The sequence below is a fragment of the Pseudomonas sp. ICMP 460 genome, from assembly GCF_002723595.1.
GTDB classification, from domain to species: domain Bacteria; phylum Pseudomonadota; class Gammaproteobacteria; order Pseudomonadales; family Pseudomonadaceae; genus Aquipseudomonas; species Aquipseudomonas kitaguniensis.
On the sequence record NZ_LKBR01000079.1, the window covers coordinates 91,968 to 115,143 of the forward strand.

At 60.7% G+C, this 23,176-nt stretch carries 20 protein-coding genes; 14 read left to right on the top strand and 6 right to left on the bottom strand.

The features are described 5' to 3' along the window. The first annotated feature begins 38 nt into the window (after positions 1-38). The 4 genes from AO240_RS26480 to AO240_RS26495 all read left to right on the top strand — a co-directional run bounded on the left by AO240_RS26480 (position 39) and on the right by AO240_RS26495 (position 3,831). Positions 39-962, top strand: coding sequence for a LysR family transcriptional regulator (locus AO240_RS26480; protein ID WP_058412206.1), 924 nt, complete (start codon positions 39-41; stop codon positions 960-962). 14 nt (positions 963-976) lie between these two features. After that, positions 977-1,348, top strand: a complete 372-nt coding sequence (locus AO240_RS26485) for an alpha/beta fold hydrolase (RefSeq protein WP_099240547.1) — start codon at positions 977-979, stop codon at positions 1,346-1,348. 3 nt (positions 1,349-1,351) lie between these two features. Continuing rightward, the gene (locus AO240_RS26490; RefSeq protein WP_058412208.1) at positions 1,352-1,915 is read left to right on the top strand and encodes a peptidylprolyl isomerase; all 564 of its coding nucleotides are present in this window, start codon (positions 1,352-1,354) and stop codon (positions 1,913-1,915) included. Between the two features lie 83 nt (positions 1,916-1,998). After that, on the top strand, positions 1,999-3,831 hold the full coding sequence (locus tag AO240_RS26495) for an ABC transporter ATP-binding protein (protein ID WP_099240549.1): 1,833 nt from the start codon (positions 1,999-2,001) through the stop codon (positions 3,829-3,831). A gap of 32 nt (positions 3,832-3,863) precedes the next feature. On the opposite strand, the gene AO240_RS26500 is transcribed toward AO240_RS26495, so the two are convergent. Continuing rightward, the gene (locus AO240_RS26500) at positions 3,864-4,988 is read right to left on the bottom strand and encodes a GNAT family N-acetyltransferase (RefSeq protein WP_099240553.1); all 1,125 of its coding nucleotides are present in this window, start codon (positions 4,986-4,988) and stop codon (positions 3,864-3,866) included. Positions 4,989-5,270: 282 nt separating this feature from the next. Here AO240_RS26500 and AO240_RS26505 point away from each other — a divergent pair, with 282 nt between their 5' ends. After that, complete coding sequence (locus tag AO240_RS26505) at positions 5,271-6,593, top strand: putative porin (RefSeq protein WP_099240555.1); 1,323 nt, start codon at positions 5,271-5,273, stop codon at positions 6,591-6,593. A gap of 102 nt (positions 6,594-6,695) precedes the next feature. On the opposite strand, the gene AO240_RS26510 is transcribed toward AO240_RS26505, so the two are convergent. The 4 genes from AO240_RS26510 to hrpA form a co-directional block, all read right to left on the bottom strand. Further along, positions 6,696-6,929 (bottom strand): zf-HC2 domain-containing protein, encoded by a 234-nt coding sequence (locus AO240_RS26510; RefSeq protein WP_099240558.1) that lies wholly within the window; start codon positions 6,927-6,929, stop codon positions 6,696-6,698. Beyond that, positions 6,923-7,537 carry an RNA polymerase sigma factor gene (locus tag AO240_RS26515; protein WP_099240561.1) on the bottom strand — a complete coding sequence of 205 codons (615 nt, stop codon included), beginning with the start codon at positions 7,535-7,537 and terminating at the stop codon, positions 6,923-6,925. Before AO240_RS26515 ends, AO240_RS26510 begins: the two co-directional genes overlap by 7 nt. 39 nt (positions 7,538-7,576) lie before the next feature. Beyond that, a complete protein-coding gene (locus AO240_RS26520) occupies positions 7,577-8,698 on the bottom strand; it encodes a beta-ketoacyl-ACP synthase III (protein ID WP_099240564.1) in 1,122 nt (373 codons plus the stop codon). 409 nt (positions 8,699-9,107) lie between these two features. Continuing rightward, on the bottom strand, positions 9,108-13,019 hold the full coding sequence (hrpA, locus tag AO240_RS26525; RefSeq protein ID WP_099240808.1) for an ATP-dependent RNA helicase HrpA: 3,912 nt from the start codon (positions 13,017-13,019) through the stop codon (positions 9,108-9,110). A 194-nt stretch (positions 13,020-13,213) separates the two neighbouring features. On the opposite strand from hrpA, the gene AO240_RS26530 reads away from it, so the two are divergent. From AO240_RS26530 to AO240_RS26540, 3 genes are all read left to right on the top strand, one after another. After that, positions 13,214-14,110, top strand: a complete 897-nt coding sequence (locus tag AO240_RS26530; RefSeq protein WP_099240566.1) for a DMT family transporter — start codon at positions 13,214-13,216, stop codon at positions 14,108-14,110. 92 nt (positions 14,111-14,202) lie between these two features. Next, complete coding sequence (locus AO240_RS26535; protein ID WP_099240569.1) at positions 14,203-14,994, top strand: type II CAAX prenyl endopeptidase Rce1 family protein; 792 nt, start codon at positions 14,203-14,205, stop codon at positions 14,992-14,994. 104 nt (positions 14,995-15,098) lie between these two features. Further along, complete coding sequence (locus AO240_RS26540) at positions 15,099-16,664, top strand: PAS domain-containing methyl-accepting chemotaxis protein (protein ID WP_099240571.1); 1,566 nt, start codon at positions 15,099-15,101, stop codon at positions 16,662-16,664. 87 nt (positions 16,665-16,751) lie between these two features. Here the strand turns inward: AO240_RS26540 and AO240_RS26545 are convergent, their stop codons facing one another. Next, positions 16,752-17,444, bottom strand: a complete 693-nt coding sequence (locus tag AO240_RS26545) for an alpha/beta family hydrolase (RefSeq protein WP_099240574.1) — start codon at positions 17,442-17,444, stop codon at positions 16,752-16,754. A gap of 79 nt (positions 17,445-17,523) precedes the next feature. Between AO240_RS26545 and ccoN (AO240_RS26550) the strand changes: the two genes are divergently transcribed. The 6 genes from ccoN (AO240_RS26550) (at position 17,524) to ccoO (AO240_RS26575) (ending at position 23,172) form a co-directional block, all read left to right on the top strand. Beyond that, positions 17,524-18,948, top strand: coding sequence for a cytochrome-c oxidase, cbb3-type subunit I (ccoN, locus tag AO240_RS26550; RefSeq protein WP_099240576.1), 1,425 nt, complete (start codon positions 17,524-17,526; stop codon positions 18,946-18,948). A gap of 10 nt (positions 18,949-18,958) precedes the next feature. Beyond that, positions 18,959-19,567: a cytochrome-c oxidase, cbb3-type subunit II gene (gene ccoO, locus AO240_RS26555; protein WP_099240579.1), complete on the top strand. Its 609-nt coding sequence runs from the start codon at positions 18,959-18,961 to the stop codon at positions 19,565-19,567. Positions 19,568-19,570: 3 nt separating this feature from the next. Next, positions 19,571-19,771, top strand: a complete 201-nt coding sequence (locus tag AO240_RS26560) for a cbb3-type cytochrome c oxidase subunit 3 (RefSeq protein WP_099240581.1) — start codon at positions 19,571-19,573, stop codon at positions 19,769-19,771. After that, entirely contained in the window at positions 19,768-20,688 is a 921-nt protein-coding gene (gene ccoP, locus AO240_RS26565; RefSeq protein ID WP_099240584.1) for a cytochrome-c oxidase, cbb3-type subunit III, read from the top strand. The genes AO240_RS26560 and ccoP overlap by 4 nt, the downstream gene beginning before the upstream one ends. A 433-nt stretch (positions 20,689-21,121) precedes the next feature. Further along, the gene (gene ccoN / locus AO240_RS26570) at positions 21,122-22,564 is read left to right on the top strand and encodes a cytochrome-c oxidase, cbb3-type subunit I (RefSeq protein WP_058412222.1); all 1,443 of its coding nucleotides are present in this window, start codon (positions 21,122-21,124) and stop codon (positions 22,562-22,564) included. Continuing rightward, entirely contained in the window at positions 22,564-23,172 is a 609-nt protein-coding gene (ccoO, locus tag AO240_RS26575; RefSeq protein ID WP_058412223.1) for a cytochrome-c oxidase, cbb3-type subunit II, read from the top strand. Before ccoN (AO240_RS26570) ends, ccoO (AO240_RS26575) begins: the two co-directional genes overlap by 1 nt. Positions 23,173-23,176 lie beyond the last annotated feature (4 nt).

Below are 23,176 nucleotides of genomic sequence, written 5' to 3' on the forward strand. Positions count from 1 at the left end.
CAATAAGGACCGCCAGCTTAGGACAAGAGGAGCTCATCTTGAAAGCGCCCCGCGTTACCCTCGATCAATGGCGCACGCTGCAAGCCGTGGTCGACCATGGCGGCTTTGCCCAAGCGGCTGAAGCGCTGCACCGTTCACAATCCTCGGTGAGTTACACCGTGGCGCGTATGCAAGACCAACTCGGCGTGCCGCTGCTACGCATCGACGGGCGCAAGGCGGTGCTCACCGAGGCCGGTGAAGTGCTGTTGCGCCGCTCACGGCAACTGGTCAAAAACGCCAGCCAGCTGGAAGATCTTGCCCACCATATGGAACAGGGTTGGGAGGCCGAAGTGCGGCTGGTGGTGGACGCGGCGTACCCGAACGCGCGGCTGGTACGGGCGCTCACCGCGTTTATGCCGCAGAGCCGTGGTTGCCGCGTACGCCTGCGCGAAGAAGTGCTGTCGGGCGTCGAAGAGCTGTTGATCGAAGGCGTGGCAGACTTGGCGATCAGTGGTTTCAGCATTCCAGGCTACTTGGGCACGGAAATGAGCGACGTCGAATTCATCGCCGTGGCCCATCCCGACCACGCGTTGCACCGCATGAACCGCGAATTGAGCTTTCAGGACCTGGAGAGCCAGATGCAGGTGGTGATCCGCGACTCGGGCCGGCAACAGCCACGCGACGTTGGCTGGCTCGGCGCCGAACAGCGCTGGACCGTTGGCAGCCTGGCCACCGCCGCCACCTTTGTCGGCAGCGGCCTGGGCTTTGCCTGGCTGCCAAGGCACATGATCGAGCGCGAACTCGCCGAAGGTCTGCTCAAGCAGCTACCCTTGGAACAGGGCGGCAGCCGCCACCCCACGTTTTATCTGTATTCAAACAAAGACAAACCGCTGGGGCCAGCCACGCAGATTCTCGTGGAATTGCTGCGCACCTTTGACACCGCGCCACTCGACGCGCCCTTTGCCGCTCCCCGGCAGGCCTGAAACGGAGTTCATGCATGGCCTGGTTCGATCATCAAGGCTGCAGCCTGCATTACGCGGAATATGGCCACGGCACCCCGCTGATCCTGGTGGATGTGCGCGGCCACGGGCGCTCCGACAAAACGCGCGAACGCTACAGCATCCAGGTTGTGGGCTGGGGTGTGCAGGAACGACTGTCGAAAATTACCTGTCCAACGCTGGTCATCAGCGCCGACCACGACGACACCTCCGTGGCGCAGAAACAAATCTATGTAAAACTGCTACCCGATGCGCGACTGGCGGTGATCGAGAATTCCCGCCATGCCACGCCCTTGGATCAACCCGAAGTCTTTAACGCTACCTTGCTCGATTTTCTAAAGACAGTCGAAACCACTACCCAGGATCACTGACCCATGTTGAAAAAAATCGCCTTCTTTGCCGGCTCCGTGCTGTTCGCTGCGAACCTGATGGCCGCCGAGCCCGTCAAGGCACCGCATGTGCTGATCAGCACCACCAATGGTGACATCGAAATCGAACTGGACCCGGTCAAGGCGCCGATCAGTACCAAGAACTTTCTGGCCTATGTCGACAAAGGTTTCTACACCAATACTATTTTTCACCGCGTAATTCCTGGCTTCATGGTTCAGGGCGGCGGGTTCACCACGCAGATGTCGCAGAAGCCGACCGATGCGCCAATCAAGAACGAAGCCAGCAACGGCCTGCATAACGTGCGTGGCACCTTGTCGATGGCGCGCACGAATGACCCGAACTCGGCGACCAGCCAGTTCTTCATCAACGTCGCCGACAATGCGTTCCTCGACCCAGGCCGTGACGCCGGTTATGCCGTGTTCGCCAAAGTGGTCAAGGGCATGGACGTGGTCGACATCATCGTCAACTCGCAGACCACCACCAAGCAAGGCATGCAGAACGTGCCTATCGATCCTGTCCTGATCAAGTCGGCCAAGCGCATCGACTGAGGTCTGCAGGTAGTTTCGTGCGGTGCCCCCAAGGCACCGCGCGCATTTAAACAGGAGAGCCCGCCAGGCGGGCGTCAACTCTAATGCTCTATCGCCGTTTCGAACAACTGATCGATATTTTCCGCGACGCGCCCAGCGCCGCTCCTCCCGACCAAGTCCTGCCCTTTTACCTCTACTACCTGCGCCAGGTGTGGCCGCACTTCGCCGCCTTGCTGGTGGTTGGCCTGATCGGCGCGCTGATCGAAGTGGCGTTGTTCAGTTACTTGAGCCGCATCATCGACCTGGCCCAGGGCACACCGCCCGCTGACTTTTTTCAGGTTCACAGCACCGAGCTGATCTGGATGGCCGTGGTCGCCCTGCTGCTGCGCCCGATCTTCGGCGCCCTGCATGACCTGCTGGTGCACCAGACCATCAGCCCCGGCATGACCAGCCTGATCCGCTGGCAAAACCACAGCTATGTGCTGAAGCAGAGCCTGAACTTCTTCCAGAACGACTTCGCCGGGCGCATCGCTCAGCGCATCATGCAAACCGGCAACTCCCTGCGCGACTCCGCAGTCGCGGCGGTGGATGCGATCTGGCACGTGGCGATCTACGCGATCAGCGCACTGGTATTGTTTGCCGATGCCGACTGGCGGCTGATGATTCCACTGGTGACCTGGATCATCTGCTACAGCCTGGCGTTGCGTTACTTCGTGCCACGGGTAAAAGAACGCTCGGTGATTTCCTCCGAAGCGCGCTCCAAACTGATGGGCCGCATCGTTGACGGCTACACCAACATCACCACCTTGAAGCTGTTTGCGCACACCCAATCCGAGCAGGAGTACGCCAAGGAAGCGATCATCGAGCAGACCGAAAAAACCCAGTTGGCCAGCCGTGTGGTCACCAGCATGGACATCGTGATCACCAGCATGAACGGCCTGCTGATTGTCACCACCACCGGGCTTGCGCTGTGGCTGTGGACGCAGTCGCTGATTTCGGTGGGCGCCATCGCGCTGGCTACCGGCCTGGTGATTCGTATCGTCAACATGTCCGGCTGGATCATGTGGGTGGTCAACGGTATTTTCGAAAACATCGGCATGGTCCAGGACGGCCTGAAAACCATCGCCCAGCCGCTGGCGGTGACCGACCGCGACAACGCGCCGCGCTTGAATGTGCCGCAAGGCGAAGTGCGCTTCGAGCAGGTGGATTTTCACTACGGCAAGCAGAGCGGGATCATTGGCGGCTTGAACCTTGAGATCAAGGCCGGTGAAAAAATCGGCCTGATCGGCCCATCCGGTGCCGGCAAGTCGACCATGGTCAACCTGCTGCTGCGCCTGTATGACCTGCAAGGCGGGCGGATCTTGATCGACGGCCAAAATATCGCCGAGGTGGCCCAGGAGACCCTTCGCGAACAGATCGGCATGATCACCCAAGACACCTCGCTGCTGCATCGTTCAATCCGCGACAACTTGCTGTATGGCAAGCCGGACGCTACCGACGAAGAACTGCTGGCCGCGATTCACAAGGCCCGCGCCGATGAGTTCATCCCGCTGCTGTCAGACGCCGAAGGGCGTACCGGGCTGGATGCGCATGTCGGTGAACGCGGGGTGAAACTCTCGGGTGGGCAACGTCAGCGTATTGCCATCGCCCGCGTGCTGCTCAAGGATGCGCCGATCCTGATCATGGACGAGGCCACCTCCGCGCTGGACTCGGAAGTCGAGGCGGCGATTCAGGAAAGCCTTGAAACCCTGATGCAGGGCAAGACGGTGATCGCGATTGCGCACCGCTTGTCGACCATCGCGCGCATGGACAGGTTGGTGGTGCTCGAGAAAGGCCAGATTGCCGAGACCGGTAGCCACGCCGAGCTGATCGCGCATGGCGGGCTGTATGCCCGGTTGTGGCAGCACCAGACCGGCGGGGTCGTCGGCATCGACTGAAGGCACACTGCCAAAACCCAAGAGGCCCCTGTTCAGCCCTGCCGATAAGGCAGGGCTGCCCTTGCCTCTTCGGCGTAGGCCAAAATCCCCACCCGCTCTTGCGTCAGAAAATCCTCCACTGCATTTTTCAAACCCGGATGGCGCAGGTAATGCCACGAGCGGGTAATCACCGGTTCAAACCCACGAATCAATTTGTGCTCGCCCTGCGCACCCGCGTCAAAGCGTTGCAGGCCGTGGGCAATGGCGTAGTCCATGCCTTGGTAAAAGCAGGTTTCGAAATGCAGGCGGTCGAACTCTGCCAGGCAACCCCAGTAACGACCGTAGAAGCTGTCGCCACCGATCAGGCTGAACGCCATGGCCACCGGGCGTGAACCTTGTTTGGCCAGTACCACGCGAATGGCTTCGGGCATGCGCTCGGCCAACAGGCTGAAAAACTCACGGGTCAAGTAGGGCGACTGGCGGCGCACCGCGTAGGTGTTGGCGTAGCACGCGTAGACAAAATCCCACTGCGCCTCGCTCAACTCATGGCCGTGTAACCATTCGAACTCGATGCCCTGCCCGGCCACCTGCTCGCGCTCTTTGCGCATCTGTTTGCGCTTGCGCGAACTCAAGGCGTCGAGAAAATCCTGAAAGTCGCGGTAGCCGCGATTTTGCCAATGAAACTGGCAACCCAAACGCTGCAACCATCCAGGCTGCACCGCCAGTGCTGCGTCGGCCAACGGGTCGGCGAAGTTGATGTGGGCGCTGGAAAGGCCTTCGATTTCCAGATAGCCCGGCAGGCTGTTCAGCAGTTCAAAACCGTCCTCGGCGCTCCTCGCCAGCAAACGCGGGCCGCTGACCGGGCTGAACGGCACTGCCGTCAGCAACTTGGGGTAGTAATCAATGCCCGCACGGTTACACGCATCCGCCCAACCGTGATCAAACACGTACTCGCCGTAGGAATGCCATTTGCGGTAACTGGGCAGTGCCGCCACCAGGCGCGCGCCCTCCCACTGCAGCAAATGCTCAGGCTGCCAGCCCGATTGCGGGCTCAGGCTGGCGCTGTCTTCGAGCGCGCTCAAGAACGCATGCCGAACAAACGGTTGGGCCTGCGGCACCAGGGCGTCCCAATCCTGCGGGGCGATTTCTGACAGGCTGTTCAGGCGTTGCAACGGCATCGGCATCCTCACTACTTCAGGGCGTGAAAGCCTTGCGAGTATCGCTGATCGCTGCACTTAGCACACCTTGAAATCGCAGGACAAGGCTCGATACGGATAGTTCATTTCTAAATATTTTGTCATCTAGATGACATCACTTTGCCACTCACCCGTCATAAACGATAGTGATACTGGCGCCAGTTTTTAGAGCGCTTGGTTATAGCAAGCGGCTATTTTTCCGTCCGTCATCGGTCGGTTGTGTCCTGGATGGTTTGCCATCCCTCCTCACTTTCGGAGATTGATATGCGTCTTGCTTCCACTAAAACTGCGGCGGTCCTGTGCGGCGGCCTGTTGCTGGCCCTCAGCGTTCCGGCCAGCGCTGCAGTCGACGCTAAATTGCTCGACATGCTCAAGGCCAATGGCCAAATTACCGCTGCGCAGTACACCGAACTGCAAGGCGAATTGGCCAAGGATCAAAAGGAAAAGCAGATCGCACAGCAAGCTCAACAAGAGACCAACGAGCAGATCGCGGCCACCACGAAAAAAACCAACGACCTGAGCGTGTTCGACCAGAAGCTGGCCTGGGCCGCCAAGACTCAGTTCAAGGGTGACGTGCGCTTCCGTCAGGAAACCGTGAAGATCCAGGGCGAATCCAACAACGGTGGCCGCGACAAGGACCGTCAGCGCATCCGTGCCCGCCTGGGTGCCTATACCGAGATCAACTCGCAGGTCGACACCGGCATCCGTGTTGCCACCGGCAGCAGCGACGATGCCCGCTCCACCAACCAGGACCAGGACAACTACTTCGACAAAAAGTCGATCTGGCTAGACCTCGGCTACATCGACTACCACCCGACCCAGATCAAAAACCTGCATGTGATCGGCGGCAAAATGCTGCAGCCGTGGGTCAACATGGGCGACGTGATCTGGGATAGCGACATCAACCCGGAAGGTCTGGCACTCACCTACAAATACCCGCTGGGTAGCAGTGCCGAGCTGTTCGGCAGCATTGGTAACTACAACCTCAAGGACAACGTCGACGGCGACGGCGTGCAGTTTCGTCACGACCTGCGCCTGACTGCCGGCCAGTTGGGGACGCGTTTCTCGGTCACCGACAACCTGAAGATGACCCTGGGCGGCAGCGTTTACGCCTACCAGAACGACAAGGACAGCACTTGCACCACGACCTCCTCGCCTTGCGCACTGGCGGTCAACGGTAACTCGGCCAACGAACAGTTCCGTCTGTACGAAGGTTTTGCCCAGGCAGACATCGGCGGCCTGGCCGTGCCATTGGCGTTCTACGGCCAGTACGTGAAAAACAACGACGCTTCAACCGATCAGGACACTGCCTGGTTGCTGGGTGCCAAGTCCAAGGTGTTTGGTTTCAACCTGGACTACAACTACCGCGATACGCAGCGTAACGCAGTGGTTGGCGCCTTCACCGACTCGGACTTCGCCAACGGCACGACCGGTTCGCGTGGCCACAAGATGAAGGTCAGCTACGACATCGACAAGAACTTCGCCCTCGGCGCCACGTACTTCCTGACCAAGGCTGACTTCGCCAGCCGCACTCAGCGTGATGCCAACACCAACACCCTGCAGCTGGATGCTGAAGCCAAGTTCTAAAAAAAGCAGCGGCAAGTCTCAAGCTTCAAGCGGCAAGCTTCAAGCTTCAAGCTTGCGGCTTGTGGCTTGCCGCTTGTGGCTTGCCGCTTGCCGCTTGCCGCTTTACAAATCTTTCAGGCGCTCGGCCACTAGCCGGTCAGCCACCGCATCAGCATCCTCTACCGGCGCGTCCGGCATGAGCTTCAACGTCGCCTGCAGCAGGCGCATCTGGCGGATGAATCGCCGGCAGTTACGGCAAAACATCAAATGATGGCGCACCAGCAGACGCTCACGAAAGGTCAATTGCCCATCGAGATAGTCACTGGAACGTGCCACTTGTTCTTTACAGGTCAACATTCGCCGGTTTCCTCAAAATGTTCCACCGTGGCAAAGACTTTAAGCCGTGCTCGATGCAACAGCACACGCACATTGGAGAGCGAGAGCGTCAGAAGATTACAAATGTCTTCCAATTCCAGGCCCTGGCGTTCACGCAAGACCAGCACACTGCTTTGCAGCTCCGACAAACTCAGCAACGTATGCTCCAGGCATTTACGCAGCTCTTCTTCGGTCAGCAACGCTTCCGGCGTGTCTTGGTGCCAGGCATAAGGGGCGACGGCCCAGTGGCCATCGTCGGGAACGAAGCGATCATCCCCGAGCGTGCCGTGGGGCGAGGGCAAATCGTCGAGCAATACTTCCCGACGATTCTTTTTATAGCGGCCCTTGGCGGAGTTGGCGGTGATGGTCAGCAGCCAGGTTTTAAGGCTTGAACGCCCTTCGAACCTGGAAAGGTTGCGCACCACCGAAAGCCAGGCGTCTTGAACCACTTCATCGGCATGGCGCTGGCCGACGATGGCATAGGCCACAGCCCGCATCGCGCTCTGGTAGGTCGTGACCATTTCCTTGTAGGCCCGCTGCTCACCCTTTAGCAGGCGTTCAAGCAGGTGCGCATCGTCTGCTGCCGCCATGTAAAACCTCATTGTTCAAGGTGCACGCCGTGTGCAAGATCAGCGCTTGCGCAAGATAACGCTGCCGATCGAGTAACCCGCGCCAAACGAGCTGAGCACCGCCACGGCGCCCTTGGGCAAGTCATCCTGATAGGTGTGGAACGCAATCACCGAGCCGGCCGAGCTGGTATTGGCGTACGTGTCCAGAATCACCGGGGCTTCTTCCACCGTGGCTTCGCGGCCGAGCAGTTTTTTAACGATCAGGTGGTTCATGCTCAGGTTGGCCTGGTGCAGCCAAAAGCGCTTCACATCGCTGACGTTCAACTGGTTTTGCGCAAGGTGCGTACCAATCAGTTCAGCGACCATCGGGCAGACATCACGGAAGACTTTGCGGCCTTCCTGCACGAACAGTTTGTCGGGTGCGCCGATGCCTTCTGGCGCCGTGCGGTTGAGGAAACCAAAGTTATTGCGGATGTTGTTCGAGAACTTGGTCAGCAGCTTGGTGCTCACCACGTCGAACTGATGCTCGGAGGTCGCCAAGTCGGCGCGTTCGAGGATCACCGCCGTGGCGGCGTCACCAAAGATGAAATGGCTGTCGCGGTCGCGAAAATTCAGGTGGCCGGTGCAGACTTCCGGGTTAACCATCAAAATCGCCCGCGCCTGGCCCAACTGAATGCTGTTGGCGGCGTTTTGGATGCCGAAGGTCGCCGATGAGCAGGCCACGTTCATGTCAAAACCGAACCCTTCGATGCCTAGGGCTTCCTGGACTTCGATGGCAATCGCCGGGTAGGCGCGCTGCAAGTTGGAACAGGCGACAATCACGCCGTCAATATCGGCAGCGGTCTTGCCTGCGCGTTGCAGGGCTTGTTCGGCGGCGCCGATCGCCATCTGGCAGAGTACCGACCACTCGTCATTGCTGCGCTCGGGCAAGCGCGGGGCCATGCGCTGCGGGTCAAGAATGCCGTCCTTGTCCATGACAAAGCGGCTCTTGATGCCCGACGCCTTCTCGATAAAGGCCGCGCTGGACTCGGTCAAGGCCTGCACTTCACCGCGCTCGATGGCGGCGGCATTGTCAGTATTGAACTGCTGCACGTAGGTATTGAAAGACTGCACCAGCTCTTCGTTGGAGATGCTGTTGGCCGGGGTGTACAGGCCAGTGCCGCTGATGACGACGTTATGCACGGTCGTTCCTCTAAATCTGTCAGGCAGAAGATATTGGTACCGTCGTACCACATTTTAAGTCGTTCGATTCCGTCCAGCGGGCATCAAACTGGCAACGCTTTATTCCATCGCGCCGCGGCTGAACCAGCCCATTACGACGATCCCGGCATTTATAGCCGCCAAGTTTGCCACAAACCCGGAGGTTTAGCGCCATGTCCAGCAAAACCGGACAGGTCTCGGTGGGCGCCTGCTGTGTTGCGAGGTGAAGGTTCACTGTGGCGAGCGGGCTTGCTCGCGTTGGGCTGCGAAGCGGCCCCTTTTACTAACGACCGAGTTTTAACTAATACACCTCGGTGACTGGTTTTGGGGCCGCTGCGCAGCCCAACGCGAGCAAGCCCGCTCGCCACAACAAGCCCGCTTGCCACAACTGTCAGGCTTCGACCAGGCTCCATTGTTTGCTCAGACGTTTGTCGGAAATCGGCACCTTGGTGCCCAATTGCTGGGCAAACAGCGACACCCGGTATTCCTCCAGCCACCAGCGGTAAACCTCCAACTGAGGGTCGCGCTTACCTTCTTGCGTGTGTTTATTCAGGCGGTTCTGGTACTGCGCCCACAACCCGCTCAGCTCGGTGCTCCACACGCGATCTTTTTGCACCTGGCTCGGCAGTTTCTCCAGGCGCAGCTCGATGGCTTTAAGAAAACGCGGCAATTCCTTGAACCACTGCGCCGGGGTTTCCCGCACAAAACCTGGGTACACCAAATGACTCAGTTGTTGCTTGATGTCGTTCAAGGCCACGGCTTGAGCCAAATCGATCTTGCCTTTGAAGCGTTTCTGCAACGCGTGCCAAAGCTTGAGTACTTCAAGGGTCAAGCGTGCCAGGCGCTCGGCGTGCTCGGTCCAGGCGCCGCGCTTGCGTTCGGCCAGGGCGGCCAGACCCGCGCCGTCACGCGGCAGGCTGGTTTCGCCTTCGAGTATGCACGTGTCGAGGCTGGCCAGCAGAATCTCCTCGACCAACCCATCGATGCGCCCCAGCTCGCGGTACATCAGCCCCAACTCAGTGAGGCCCGGCAACTTACCGCGGAGGAATTTCGCCGGTTCGGCCAATTGCTGCATCAACAAACGCTGCAAGGCGCGGCGGTGCTGGAACTCGGCCTCGGCGGCGGTAGAGAAGCGCCCTTCTTTGACCGTGCCGTTGTCTTCGACCAGCGCCGGGTACACCGTCATCGACAGGCCGGCGATCTTTTGCTGGGTCTTTTCAGCCACCGCCGCAAACACCTTGGCCTCCACTGGCTGCTGGCTTTTCGCGGTATTCGGCACGGCCAACGCGGCCTGGCTGGCTTCGGCAAAACGCGCAGTCAGCTCTGCCAAGTCGCGGCCTTCGCCGAGGAACTTGCCTTGCCCGTCGACCACTTCCAGGTTCATCTTCAGATGGTTTTCCACCTGTTGCGCGGCCTCGGCCCACGCTTCATCGCTGACCCGCGCGCCGGTCATGCGCAACAGTTCACGCCCCAGCGCCTGGGGCAATGAACCCTGGGCAAACTCGATACGTTGCAGCGCCGCCTTGACGAAGTCCGGCACCGGCACGAAGTTCTTGCGCAACGCTTTAGGCAGGTTGCGCACCAGCGCGATGCACTTGGCTTCGATCACGCCCGGCACCAGCCACTCCAGCCGCTCCGGCGGCAACGCCGGCAACAGCGGTGCCGGCACGCGCAGGGTCACGCCGTCACGCGGGTGGTTGGGCTCAAAGTGGTAACTCAGCGCCAACGCCAGGTCGCCCAGGTGCAAGGTGTCCGGGTAATGCGCGGCGGTGACTTCACTGGCCTCGCGGGCCAGCACGTCCTCTTCGCGCATGATCAGCAACTGCGGGTCTTTTTGGCTGTTGACCTTGTACCAACTGTCGAACGTTGCGGTCTGGTGAATCTCCGCCGGCAAGCGCGCATCGTAGAAGGCGTACAGCGTTTCTTCGTCGGCAAGGATGTCGCGACGACGCGCCTTGGCCTCCAGTTCATCGAGCTGTTCCAACAATTGCTGATTAGCCGTCAGGCACTTGGCCCTGGATTGAATCTCGCCGCGCACCAAGCCTTCACGAATAAACAGCTCGCGCGACACCACCGGGTCAATCGGCCCGTAATGCACTGGCCGACGCCCGACCACAATCAGCCCAAACAGGGTGATCTGCTCAAACGCGACCACTTGGCCGCGTTTCTTCTCCCAATGCGGTTCGAAGTGGTTTTTCTTGATCAGGTGCCCGGCCAGCGGCTCGATCCAGTCAGCATCGATCTTCGCCACCATGCGCGCATACAGCTTGGTGGTTTCTACCAGCTCAGCGGCCATCAGCCACTGCGGGCGTTTTTTACCGATGCCCGATGACGGGTGAATCCAGAAGCGCCGCTGGCGTGCACCGAGGTAATCGCCGTCTTCGGTCTTTTGTCCAATCTGGCTGAGCAAGCCCGACAACACGGCCTTGTGCAGCTTGGCAAAGTCCGCCGGTTCTTTATTGACGGTCAACTGCATGTCGCGGCAGATCAGGCTGAGCTGGCGGTGGGAGTCGCGCCACTCGCGCAGCCGCAGGTAATTCAGGAAGTTCTTGCGGCACCAGTTACGCAACGGGCTGGCGGTGAGTGCCTGGCGCTGTTCTTCAAAGCCGCGCCACAGGTTCACCAAACCGGCGAAGTCCGAATCGGCGTCCTTCCACTGTGCGTGGGCCTGGTCGGCGGCTTGTTGACGCTCCGGCGGGCGCTCGCGCGGGTCCTGAATCGACATCGCGCTGGCGACGATCAGCACTTCCTGCAAGCTGCCGAGCTTGGCGGCCTCAAGCAGCATGCGGCCCATGCGCGGGTCCACCGGCAAGCGCGCCAGTTGGCGACCCAGCGGCGTGAGCTGGCTGTTGCGGTCCACCGCCGAAAGCTCTTGCAGCAAGTTAAAGCCGTCGCTGATCGCCTTGCCGTCCGGCGGCTCGATGAACGGGAAATCGGTGATTTCGCCGAGCCGCAGGTGCAGCATCTGCAGGATTACGGCGGCGAGGTTGGTGCGCAGGATTTCCGGGTCGGTAAATTCCGGGCGGCCGATAAAATCTTCTTCGCTGAACAAGCGAATGCAAATACCCGGCTCAACCCGGCCGCAACGGCCTTTACGCTGGTTGGCGCTGGCCTGGGAAATCGCTTCAATCGGCAGGCGCTGCACCTTGGCGCGGTAGCTGTAGCGGCTGATGCGCGCGGTGCCGCTGTCGATTACATAACGAATGCCTGGCACCGTCAGCGAAGTTTCCGCGACGTTGGTGGCCAGCACCACACGCCGCCCAGGGTGGGACTGAAAAATGCGCTGCTGTTCGGCCGGCGACAAGCGCGCGTACAGCGGCAAAATTTCGGTGTGCTTCAGTTGAGCTTTGCGCAGCATCTCGGCGGCGTCGCGAATCTCGCGCTCGCCCGGCAAAAACACCAGCACATCGCCGGGGCTGCGCCGCTCGCTACGCTCATAAGCGGCGATTTCATCAAGCGTGGCGAGGATCGCCTGATCGACGGTCAAGTCGTCCTCGACGCGGTTGCCCTCCTCGTCCTGCTCCAGCGTCAGCGGGCGATACCAGGTGTCCACCGGGAACGTACGGCCCGAGACCTCGACAATCGGCGCGTCGTCGAAGTGTTTGGAAAAGCGCTCCAGGTCGATGGTCGCCGAGGTGATGATGACTTTAAGGTCGGGGCGGCGCGGCAACAGGGTTTTCAGGTAGCCGAGCAAAAAATCGATGTTCAGGCTGCGCTCGTGGGCTTCGTCGACGATGATCGTGTCGTAGCGCTCGAGGTAGCGGTCGTTCTGGGTTTCCGCCAGCAGGATGCCGTCGGTCATCAGCTTGATCAGGGTATTGGCGTCGCTCTGGTCTTCGAACCGTACTTGGTAGCCGACCAGCGCGCCAAGCGGCGTGGCCAGTTCTTCGGCGACGCGGCTGGCGACGCTGCGCGCGGCAATTCGGCGCGGCTGCGTGTGGCCGATCAGGCCGTATTGGCCACGGCCGATTTCCAGGCAGATTTTCGGCAGTTGGGTGGTTTTACCCGAACCGGTCTCGCCGGCAATGATCAGCACCTGATGCTTGAGCAGCGCGGCCTTGATTTCGTCGCGCTTGGCGGCGATCGGCAGGCTGTCGTCGTAACGAATCACCGGCAGGCTGGCGCGCCGCGCCGTCACCTGGGCGCAAGACGCCTGCATGCGCGCGACCCACTGCGCGAGTTTCTGCTCATCGGGCTTCTTGCGCAGCTCAAGCAACTGACGCCGCAAGCGTTGGCGGTCGGCGAGCATGGCGTGATCAAGGTTTTTCAGCAGTTGGTCGATAGTGGGCGCTTGGTCAGTCATCAGGTGCGTTTTGGTCATCTATTTATGCAGGGGGCCGATTGTCGCAGAAAAGCAGCGGCAAGCGGCAAGCTTCAAGCGGCAAGTACCTGCCGAATTGCGTTTGCTTGCAGCTTACGGCTTTCCGCTTAATTAGCAATTGTGTCGAGCGGGCCTCTGCGCAACACTCCGCCGCCTTATTGATGGAGGAGCGTTTCGTGAAACCTGTCGACATCCTGTACCTGTTGGGGCTGGCTGCCATCTGGGGCGCTAGTTTCTTGTTCATGCGCGTCATCGCGCCGGAAATCGGCAGCGTGCCGACCGCGTTTTTTCGCGTCTCGATTGCGGCCGCCGGCTTGCTGGTGATCCTTGCGGCAATGCGCGTGAACTGGGACTTTCAGGGCAAATTCAAGACCATCCTGCTGCTGGGTGTGATCAACTCCGGGCTTCCCGCAACCCTGTATTCGCTGGCAGCCCAAGTGCTGCCCGCGGGGTATTCGGCGATCTTCAACGCCACGACGCCGTTGATGGGCGTGTTGATCGGCGGGCTGTTCTTCAGCGAACGCCTCACCCCGTCGAAAATCGCCGGGGTCACGCTGGGCCTGTTCGGCGTGGGCGTGCTGACCCGTGCCGGGCCAGTGGCTTTTGACATGCAATTGCTGATGGGCGCACTCGCCTGCCTCCTGGCCACCACCTGTTACGGCTTTGCCGGTTTTCTCGCGCGGCGTTGGCTGGACCAGCGCGGCGGGCTGGACAGCCGGCTCGCGGCGCTGGGCAGCATGCTGGGCGCTACGCTGTTCCTGCTGCCGTTGTTTGCCTACAGCGCCATCAGCCATCCGCCGGCCAGTTGGGGCGGCGGGCAAGTGTGGTGGTCATTGCTGGGATTGGGGCTGGTGTGCACGGCGTTTGCCTACATTCTTTACTTCCGCCTGCTGTCATCCATCGGGCCGGTTAGGTCGATGACCGTGACCTTCATGATTCCGCCGTTCGGCGTGCTCTGGGGCGCGTTGCTGCTGGATGAACCGTTGTCGATGGCGCATCTGTACGGCGGGGTGTTGATTGCCGGGGCGTTGTGGCTGGTGTTGCGACCGGGAAAAGCCGCCAAAGCGCTATAGCGGCGCACCCAGGCCAATTGCGCGCAAGAGTTTCATACAGCCAACGCAGGTCGCTCGCTACAATGCCTGCCAGTTTTTTTGGAGGCATTCCCATGCTCGCTCTGCCCTGGCTGTACCTGATGCTGCTTTCGATTGGCTACCTAGTGGCGTTGACCTATGGGCAACTGGGCATGCTGGCAGCGGTTTCGATCGCCCTGCTGCTGATCGCCGGGTACGCCGTTCGCCAGCAGCACAACCCTTGGGCGCGTTACCTCGGGCACGGCTTGTTTGTTGTGTTGGCGCTGGGCCTGGCGCTGCACTGGCTGCCGGGTTTCTACAACGGCCTGGGCATCGCGCCGCAGCGTTTTACGCCAGACTCCGTGCCGTTTTCGATGTACCTGAACCAGGACAAACCGCTGATTGGCTTCTGGTTGCTGATGGCCTGCCCATGGCTGGTGGCGCGGCGCTCATTGCGCCTGTCGATCTACGTGACGGCACTGGCATTGACGCTCACGGCAATCACTGCGCTGGGTGGCGCAGCGTTGCTGGGGATCATCAGTTGGGCACCAAAATGGCCGGCGCAAGCCTGGCTGTGGGTACTCAACAACCTGCTGCTGGTCACGCTGGTGGAAGAGGCGCTGTTCCGGGGTTATATCCAGGGCGGCCTGAGCCGGCGCTTCCAGCACCTGCCCTACGGCGAGAACCTGGCCTTGTTGCTGGCCTCGCTGTTGTTCGGCCTGGCGCACGTGGGCGCGGGTGGGTATTGGGTGCTGTTGGCAGGCATTGCAGGCGTGGGTTACGGCCTGGCGTATCGTTTTGGTGGGCTGGGTGCGGCAATTGCCACGCACTTTGGGCTGAATCTGCTTCACTTCGGGTTGTTCACCTACCCGATGCTGGCCGGCTGATTTTCTTGATTGCAAAAGCGCGCACCGTCGATTGTTGCAAATTCAAGTTAAATAAATGCAGATTCCGGCCGACAACCCCTGAAAGCCTTGCGGATTGAACTCTCATGCGTAATAACCAACCCGTTACCCAGCGCGAACGCACCTTCCCCGCTCAGCAACGGTTGATCTCCACCACAGATGCCAAAGGCACGATTACCTACTGCAACGACGCCTTCGTCGAGATCAGTGGGTTCACCCATGACGAACTGGTTCGTGCCCCGCACAACGTGGTACGTCACCCGGATGTTCCGGCGGCCGTGTTCGCACACATGTGGTCAACGCTCAAACAAGGCTTGCCATGGATGGGCATTGTCAAGAACCGCTGCAAGAGTGGCGATCACTACTGGGTTAACGCCTATGTGACGCCGGTCTTCGATGGCAACCAGGTGATCGGCTACGAATCGGTGCGCATCAAGCCCACCGCCGAGCAGATCCGCCGGGCCGAAGCGCTCTACCAACGCATCAACAAGGGCAAGTCTGCCGTGCCACAGCGCGACAAGTGGCTGCCGATTTTGCAGGACTGGCTGCCGTTTATTCTGGTCAGCCAGTTGAGCTTCATGATCGGTGCCTCACTCAACTCGCACTGGGGCTTTGCCCTGGCAGCCGGGTTGTCGGTGCCGCTCGGCCTGCTCGGCCTGAGCTGGCAGCAACGTGGCCTCAAGCGTTTGCTGCGCCTGGCCGAGCAGACCACCTCCGACCCGTTGATTGCGCAGATGTACACCGACAGCCGAGGCGCACAAGCGCGGCTGGAGATGTCGATTCTCAGCCAGGAAGCCCGTCTGAAGACCTGCCTCACGCGCTTGCAGGACACTGCCGAACACCTCAACGCCCAGGCGGCGCAGTCCAACACCCTGGCGCATAACAGCTCCAGCGGCCTGGAACGCCAGCGCGTGGAAACCGAGCAGGTGGCCACTGCCGTCAACCAGATGGCGGCGACCACACAGGAAGTGGCCAGCCACGTGCAGCGCACGGCGGACGCCACTCAGGAGGCCAATCGCTTGACCGGCCGTGGCCGCGACATCGCCGGCGAAACCCGCGAGGCGATTCAGCGCCTGTCCGTGGCCGTGGGCGAGACCGGTGTGACGGTCACCCAACTGGCCAAGGACAGCGACGAAATCGGCGGCGTCGTCGATGTGATCAAAGGCATTGCCGACCAAACCAACCTGCTGGCGTTGAACGCCGCGATTGAAGCGGCGCGTGCCGGTGAGATGGGCCGTGGTTTTGCGGTGGTGGCGGACGAAGTGCGTCAACTGGCGCAGCGTACGGCTGAATCCACCGGGCAAATTCATGCCCTGATCGCCAAGCTGCAGCACACCGCTGCTGCCGCTGTGCAAACCATGGACGCCGGGCATCGCCAGGCCGAAGAGGGTGTGGCGCGGGTGATGGAGGCCGACAAGGCGTTGGTGGGGATCAGTGAAGCGGTGGCGCATATCACCGACATGACCACGCAAATCGCGGCGGCGACCGAAGAGCAAAGCTCGGTGGCCGAAGAGATCAGCCGTAACATCAGCACCATTGCGCTGTTGGCGGATCAGACCTCGGAACAGGCCATGAACTCGGCGCAGTTGAGTGAAGAGCTGACGCATACCGCCAATACTCAGTACTCGCTGGTGGAGCGTTTTAACCGGTAGACCGCTATCGGGAGCAAGCCCCCTCCCACATGTTGAAATGTGTGAACACAGTTCAACATGTGGGAGGGGCTTGCTCCCGATGGGGCCTTAACAGCTGACCAAAAACTCAGCCACTTGCGCCGCCGCAGCCTCCAAATGCTGCGCATGACTAAACCCCGAAGCCTTCAGCGGCTTCAAGTCATGATCCCCCGCCACCAGCCACATCACCTTGATGTTCGGCGATAAGTCATACCCTTCCACCGCCGCACGATTACCCAGCGCATCACGCTCACCTTGCACAACCAGCGTCGGCGTCTTCAGCCCGGCCAGATGCTCGACCCTCGGCTTTTCCGGCTTGCCCACCGCATAAAACGGATAACCCAGGCACACCAACCCATCAGCACCCAGTTCATCGGCCAACAGACTGGCCATGCGCCCGCCCATCGACTTGCCGCCCATCGCCAGTTTCCCAGCGACATGACGCCGCACCTCGGCATGCACCTCGCGCCAGGCATCGAGCAGTTTGGGCGCCGGGTTCGGCGGGCGTTTACCGCCGTCCAGGCGGCGTTGCGCCATGTACGGGAACTCGAAGCGCAACACGTTCACGCCATGCCCGGCAAGGCGTGCAGCCATGTCGTGCATAAAGGCCGAGTCCATCGGTGCACCGGCGCCGTGGGCCAGGATCAACGTGACGGGCTCGCCCGTCGCCGCAGGCGTCGCGACATCCCACAACCAGCCGCGTTCGCGCACACACTGCGCCCATTGATCCCCGTCAATACTGGCCTTGTGCTCTTTGCCCATGCTTGCCTCGCTTTTTAGTCTGCCTATAACTCCAGCCCAAGTGCCGCATTGGCTTGGGTTGAACCGTGGATGGGGAACCATGAACACTACTTTAAGTACCGCCTATAACTACAAGGTGGTCCGCCAATTCGCCATTATGACGGTGGTGTGGGGCATCGTCGGCATGGGGCTCGGGGTTTTTCTCGCGGCTCAATTGGTTTGGCCTGCACTGAACTTCGACTTGCCCTGGACCAGCTTCGGCCGCCTGCGCCCGCTGCACACCAACGCGGTGATCTTTGCGTTCGGCGGCTGCGCCTTGTTCGCCAGCTCGTTTTACTCGGTACAACGCACCTGCCAAACCCGGCTATTCGCGCCAAAAATCGCCGCGTTCTGCTTCTGGGGCTGGCAGTTGGTGATTGTGTTGGCCGCCATCACCTTGCCGCTGGGCTACACCAGTTCCAAGGAATACGCAGAACTTGAATGGCCGATCGACATCCTGATCACCATCGTCTGGGTCGCCTATGCCATCGTATTTTTCGGCACGGTGATGAAGCGCACCACCAAGCACATCTACGTCGGCAACTGGTTCTTCGGTGCGTTCATCATCACCGTGGCCATCCTGCACATCGTCAACAACCTGGAAATACCGGTCAGCCTGACCAAGTCCTACTCCCTCTACGGCGGTGCGACGGATGCCATGGTGCAGTGGTGGTACGGGCATAACGCGGTAGGCTTTTTCCTCACCGCGGGCTTTCTGGGGATGATGTATTACTTCGTGCCCAAGCAGGCCGAGCGCCCGGTGTACTCCTATCGCTTGTCCATCGTGCACTTCTGGGCGCTGATCACCCTGTACATCTGGGCTGGCCCGCACCATTTGCACTACACCGCGCTGCCGGACTGGGCGCAGTCGCTGGGCATGGTGATGTCGCTGGTGCTGCTGGCACCGAGCTGGGGCGGCATGATCAACGGCATGATGACGCTGTCGGGCGCCTGGCATAAGTTGCGCAGCGACCCGATCCTGCGCTTTTTGGTGGTGTCGCTGGCGTTCTACGGCATGTCGACCTTCGAAGGCCCGATGATGGCGATCAAGACCGTCAACGCCCTCTCCCACTACACCGACTGGACCATCGGCCACGTACACGCCGGGGCGCTGGGTTGGGTGGCGATGATCTCGATCGGCGCGTTGTACCACATGATCCCGAAAGTCTTCGGTCGCGAGCAGATGTACAGCCTCGGGTTGATCAACGCTCACTTCTGGCTGGCCACCATCGGCACCGTGCTCTACATCGCCTCAATGTGGGTCAACGGCATCGCCCAGGGCCTGATGTGGCGGGCGGTCAATGAAGACGGCACCTTGACCTACTCCTTCGTCGAAACCCTGGTGGCCAGCCACCCTGGCTTTATCGTGCGGCTGGTGGGCGGTGCCGTGTTCCTCAGCGGCATGTTGCTGATGGCTTACAACACCTGGCGCACCGTGCGTTCGGCGCAACCGGTCGAAGCCGCGCCTGTCGCGCAGATGGCCTGAGGAGACTGCGATGAAACACGAAACGATTGAAAAAAACGTCGGCCTGCTGATGCTGCTGATGGTGCTCGCCGTGAGCATCGGCGGCTTGACCCAGATTGTCCCGCTGTTCTTCCAGGACGTGACCAACACACCCGTCGAGGGCATGAAGCCGTACACCGCGCTGCAACTGGAAGGCCGCGACATTTACATCCGCGAAGGCTGCGTGCAGTGCCACTCGCAGATGATCCGCCCGTTCCGCGCCGAAACCGAACGCTACGGCCACTACTCGGTGGCGGGCGAAAGCGTGTGGGACCACCCGTTCCTGTGGGGCTCCAAGCGCACCGGGCCGGACTTGGCCCGCGTTGGCGCGCGCTACTCGGACGACTGGCACCGTGCGCACTTGTACAACCCGCGCAACGTGGTGCCCGAGTCAAAAATGCCGGCCTACCCGTGGCTGGTCACAGCGAAGGTCGACAGCAGCCACACCGAGACCAAGTTGAAGGTGATGCGCACCCTCGGCGTGCCCTACACCGACGACGACATCAGTGGCGCGGTTGCCAGCCTCAAGGGCAAGACCGAGATGGACGCGCTGGTTGCATACCTGCAAGTGCTCGGCACTGCCATCAAGAGCAAGAGGTGAGCCATGGGATTTGAATTCGATGCGGGGACTATTCGCGGCCTAGGCACGCTGGTGGTCGCCATCGCGTTTATCGGCCTGTCGCTGTGGGTGTTCAACAACCGCCGCAACGCAGACTTCGAGCAGGCACGCCTGCTGCCGTTTGCCGATGAACCTTCTCCAACCGACGCTCAACCAGAGCCAGCAACAAGGAGCAACCAGCCATGACACCTTTCTGGAGTGCATGGATTTGCGTACTGACCCTCGGCAGCCTGATCGGCCTGACGTGGCTGTTGATCGGCACCCGCAAGGGCGAAACCAAGGGCAGCGTCGACCAGACCATGGGCCACGCTTTCGACGGCATCGAGGAATACGACAACCCGCTGCCGCAGTGGTGGTTCATGCTGTTCGCCGGCACGCTGGTGTTCGCGGTCGGCTACCTGATCCTCTACCCGGGCCTGGGCAACTGGAAAGGCGTGCTGCCGGGCTACGAAGACGGCTGGACCTCGGCCAAGGAGTGGGACAAGGAAATGGCCCGCGCCGACACCCGGTTCGGGCCGATCTTCGCCAAATTCGCGGCAATGCCGGTGGAAGCAGTCGCCAAAGACCCGCAAGCCTTGAAGATGGGCGGTCGGTTGTTCGCCTCCAACTGCGCGGTGTGCCACGGCTCGGATGCCAAGGGCGGCTACGGCTTCCCGAACCTTTCCGACAACCTGTGGCGCTGGGGCGGCTCGGCCGAGGCAATCAAAGCCACCATCCTGAACGGTCGCCACGCGGCGATGCCGGCCTGGGGTGAAGTGCTGGGCGAAGACGCGGTGAAAAACCTTGCCGCCTACGTGCGCCACGACCTGGCCAAACTGCCATTGCCAGCCGACAACAGCGCCGACCTCGTCGCCGGTCAAGCCGCGTTCAGCAGCACCTGCGTCGCTTGCCACGGCCCGCAAGGCCACGGCGTAGAAGCCATGGGCGCGCCGAACCTGACCGAGCCCGGAGGCTTTATCTACGGCACCAGTTTGGCGCAGTTGCAACAGACCATCCGCCACGGCCGCCAGGGCCAGATGCCAGCGCAGGACGTGCTGCAAGGCAATGACAAGGTGCACCTGCTGGCGGCGTACGTGTACAGCCTGTCCCACCCCGCGCAATAACTACTCGCCCTGCTTGCAATGGTGGCGAGCGGGCTTGCTCGCGTTGGAGTGCGCAGCGCTCCCGGGATTTTGGGGCTGCTGCGCAGCCCATCGGGAGCAAGCCCCCTCGCCACATTTAGCCTGCTGACCACAGGTGATTGCTTGTGTTGGTCCAATACATCCCTGTCCCCTACTGCCATTGAGGTCTACGCTTCCCTGCACAGCGGCCCGATTTTAGTGCGCCTAACCAAGCGCTTCGCAACCTGCTATATTTCTTGTCCACTCGATCAGCTTTAGATTTCTGAAATGTCCTTACACCACATATGGAAAGGGCGCAGAATCTGGCGTGGAACGCATCGGCAGCGGTCAGCCATTGCGTTGCAATGGCCCCTCGATTTCTACATACTGCGGCCAAATTTCAACTATAAAAATACTTAAACCGTGGAACCTTAGAATGAGCGCAGCAATCAGCCCGACTGCTTATAACTATAAGGTGGTTCGTCAGTTCGCCATCATGACGGTGGTCTGGGGAATCCTTGGCATGGGGCTCGGGGTGTTCATTGCCTCGCAACTGGTGTGGCCGGAACTGAATTTCGGTTTGCCATGGACGACCTTTGGCCGCCTGCGCCCGCTGCACACCAACCTGGTGATTTTCGCCTTCGGTGGTTGTGCGCTGTTTGCCACGTCCTACTATGTTGTGCAGCGCACCTGCCAGGCGCGACTGATCTCTGATGGCCTCGCCGCCTTCACCTTCTGGGGCTGGCAAGCGGTTATCCTCGGCGCCATCATCACCCTGCCGCTGGGTTACACCACCACCAAGGAATACGCCGAGCTGGAATGGCCAATCGCGATTTTGCTGGCGATCGTCTGGGTCATCTACGCCGTGGTGTTCTTCGGCACCATCGTCAAGCGCAAGACCAGGCACATCTATGTGGGTAACTGGTTTTACGGTGCGTTTATTCTGGTGACGGCGATGCTGCACATCGTCAACCACGCGTCACTGCCGGTCAGTTGGTTCAAGTCCTACTCGGCCTACGCCGGGGCGACCGACGCGATGATCCAGTGGTGGTACGGCCACAACGCCGTGGGCTTTTTCCTGACTACCGGTTTTCTCGGGATGATGTATTACTTCGTGCCCAAACAGGCCGAGCGTCCTATTTATTCGTATCGCCTGTCCATCGTGCACTTCTGGGCGCTGATCACCCTGTACATCTGGGCCGGCCCGCACCACTTGCACTACACCGCGCTGCCGGACTGGGCACAATCGCTGGGCATGGCGATGTCGATCATCCTGCTGGCGCCGAGCTGGGGCGGCATGATCAACGGCATGATGACGCTGTCGGGCGCCTGGCATAAGTTGCGCACCGATCCGATCCTGCGCTTTTTGGTGGTGTCGCTGGCGTTCTACGGCATGTCGACCTTCGAAGGGCCGATGATGGCCATCAAAACCGTTAACTCTCTGTCGCATTACACCGACTGGACCATCGGCCATGTGCACGCCGGTGCCCTCGGTTGGGTGGCGATGATCTCCATCGGCGCGCTGTACCACATGATCCCCAAACTGTTCGGCCGTGCGCAGATGCACAGCGTCGGGCTGATCAACACGCACTTCTGGCTGGCGACCATCGGCACCGTGCTCTACATCGCCTCGATGTGGGTCAACGGCATCACCCAAGGCCTGATGTGGCGCGCGATCAACGATGACGGCACGCTCACCTACTCCTTCGTCGAAGCGCTGCAAGCCAGCCACCCCGGCTACATCGTGCGCGCCGTGGGCGGTACGTTCTTCGCCAGCGGCATGCTGTTCATGGCCTACAACGTCTGGCGCACCGTGCGGGCTTCGGACCCCAAAGAAGCCGAAGCCGCCGCCAGGATCGCCGTTGTGGGAGCGCACTGATGAAGCATGAAGTCGTCGAAAAAAATATCGGCCTGCTGGCTTTTCTCATGGTTATAGCCGTGAGCATCGGCGGCCTGACGCAGATCGTTCCGCTGTTTTTCCAGGACGTGACCAACAAGCCGGTGGAAGGCATGAAGCCGCGCACCGCGCTTGAACTGGAAGGCCGCGACGTGTACATCGCCAACGGTTGCGTGGGCTGCCATTCGCAGATGATCCGCCCGTTCCGCGCTGAAACCGAGCGTTATGGCCACTATTCGGTCGCCGGTGAAAGCGTGTGGGACCACCCGTTTCTGTGGGGTTCCAAACGTACCGGCCCGGACCTCGCCCGCGTCGGCGCACGTTACTCGGACGACTGGCACCGCGCGCACCTGTACAACCCGCGCAACGTGGTGCCCGAGTCGAAAATGCCGGCGTACCCGTTCCTCGTCGAAAACAAGCTGGACGGCAAGGACACCGCGAAGAAGATGGAAGTCTTGCGCACCCTGGGCGTGCCCTACACCGACGAAGACATCGCCGGTGCCGCCGCAGCGGTCAAGGGCAAGACCGAAATGGACGCATTGGTGGCCTACCTGCAAGGCCTCGGCACCCTCATTAAAAGCAAACGGTGACCTG

Excerpts from the sequence above, each read along its gene's own strand:
- AO240_RS26485 (WP_099240547.1), top strand. The coding sequence starts at position 977 with ATGGCCTGGTTCGATCATCAAGGCTGCAGCCTGCATTACGCGGAATAT.
- AO240_RS26490 (WP_058412208.1), top strand. The coding sequence starts at position 1,352 with ATGTTGAAAAAAATCGCCTTCTTTGCCGGCTCCGTGCTGTTCGCTGCG.
- AO240_RS26495 (WP_099240549.1), top strand. The coding sequence starts at position 1,999 with ATGCTCTATCGCCGTTTCGAACAACTGATCGATATTTTCCGCGACGCG.
- AO240_RS26500 (WP_099240553.1), bottom strand. The coding sequence starts at position 4,988 with ATGCCGTTGCAACGCCTGAACAGCCTGTCAGAAATCGCCCCGCAGGAT.
- AO240_RS26505 (WP_099240555.1), top strand. The coding sequence starts at position 5,271 with ATGCGTCTTGCTTCCACTAAAACTGCGGCGGTCCTGTGCGGCGGCCTG.
- AO240_RS26510 (WP_099240558.1), bottom strand. The coding sequence starts at position 6,929 with ATGTTGACCTGTAAAGAACAAGTGGCACGTTCCAGTGACTATCTCGAT.
- AO240_RS26515 (WP_099240561.1), bottom strand. The coding sequence starts at position 7,537 with ATGGCGGCAGCAGACGATGCGCACCTGCTTGAACGCCTGCTAAAGGGT.
- hrpA (WP_099240808.1), bottom strand. The coding sequence starts at position 13,019 with ATGACTGACCAAGCGCCCACTATCGACCAACTGCTGAAAAACCTTGAT.
- AO240_RS26535 (WP_099240569.1), top strand. The coding sequence starts at position 14,203 with ATGCTCGCTCTGCCCTGGCTGTACCTGATGCTGCTTTCGATTGGCTAC.
- AO240_RS26540 (WP_099240571.1), top strand. The coding sequence starts at position 15,099 with ATGCGTAATAACCAACCCGTTACCCAGCGCGAACGCACCTTCCCCGCT.
- AO240_RS26545 (WP_099240574.1), bottom strand. The coding sequence starts at position 17,444 with ATGGGCAAAGAGCACAAGGCCAGTATTGACGGGGATCAATGGGCGCAG.
- ccoN (WP_099240576.1), top strand. The coding sequence starts at position 17,524 with ATGAACACTACTTTAAGTACCGCCTATAACTACAAGGTGGTCCGCCAA.
- ccoO (WP_099240579.1), top strand. The coding sequence starts at position 18,959 with ATGAAACACGAAACGATTGAAAAAAACGTCGGCCTGCTGATGCTGCTG.
- AO240_RS26560 (WP_099240581.1), top strand. The coding sequence starts at position 19,571 with ATGGGATTTGAATTCGATGCGGGGACTATTCGCGGCCTAGGCACGCTG.
- ccoP (WP_099240584.1), top strand. The coding sequence starts at position 19,768 with ATGACACCTTTCTGGAGTGCATGGATTTGCGTACTGACCCTCGGCAGC.
- ccoN (WP_058412222.1), top strand. The coding sequence starts at position 21,122 with ATGAGCGCAGCAATCAGCCCGACTGCTTATAACTATAAGGTGGTTCGT.
- ccoO (WP_058412223.1), top strand. The coding sequence starts at position 22,564 with ATGAAGCATGAAGTCGTCGAAAAAAATATCGGCCTGCTGGCTTTTCTC.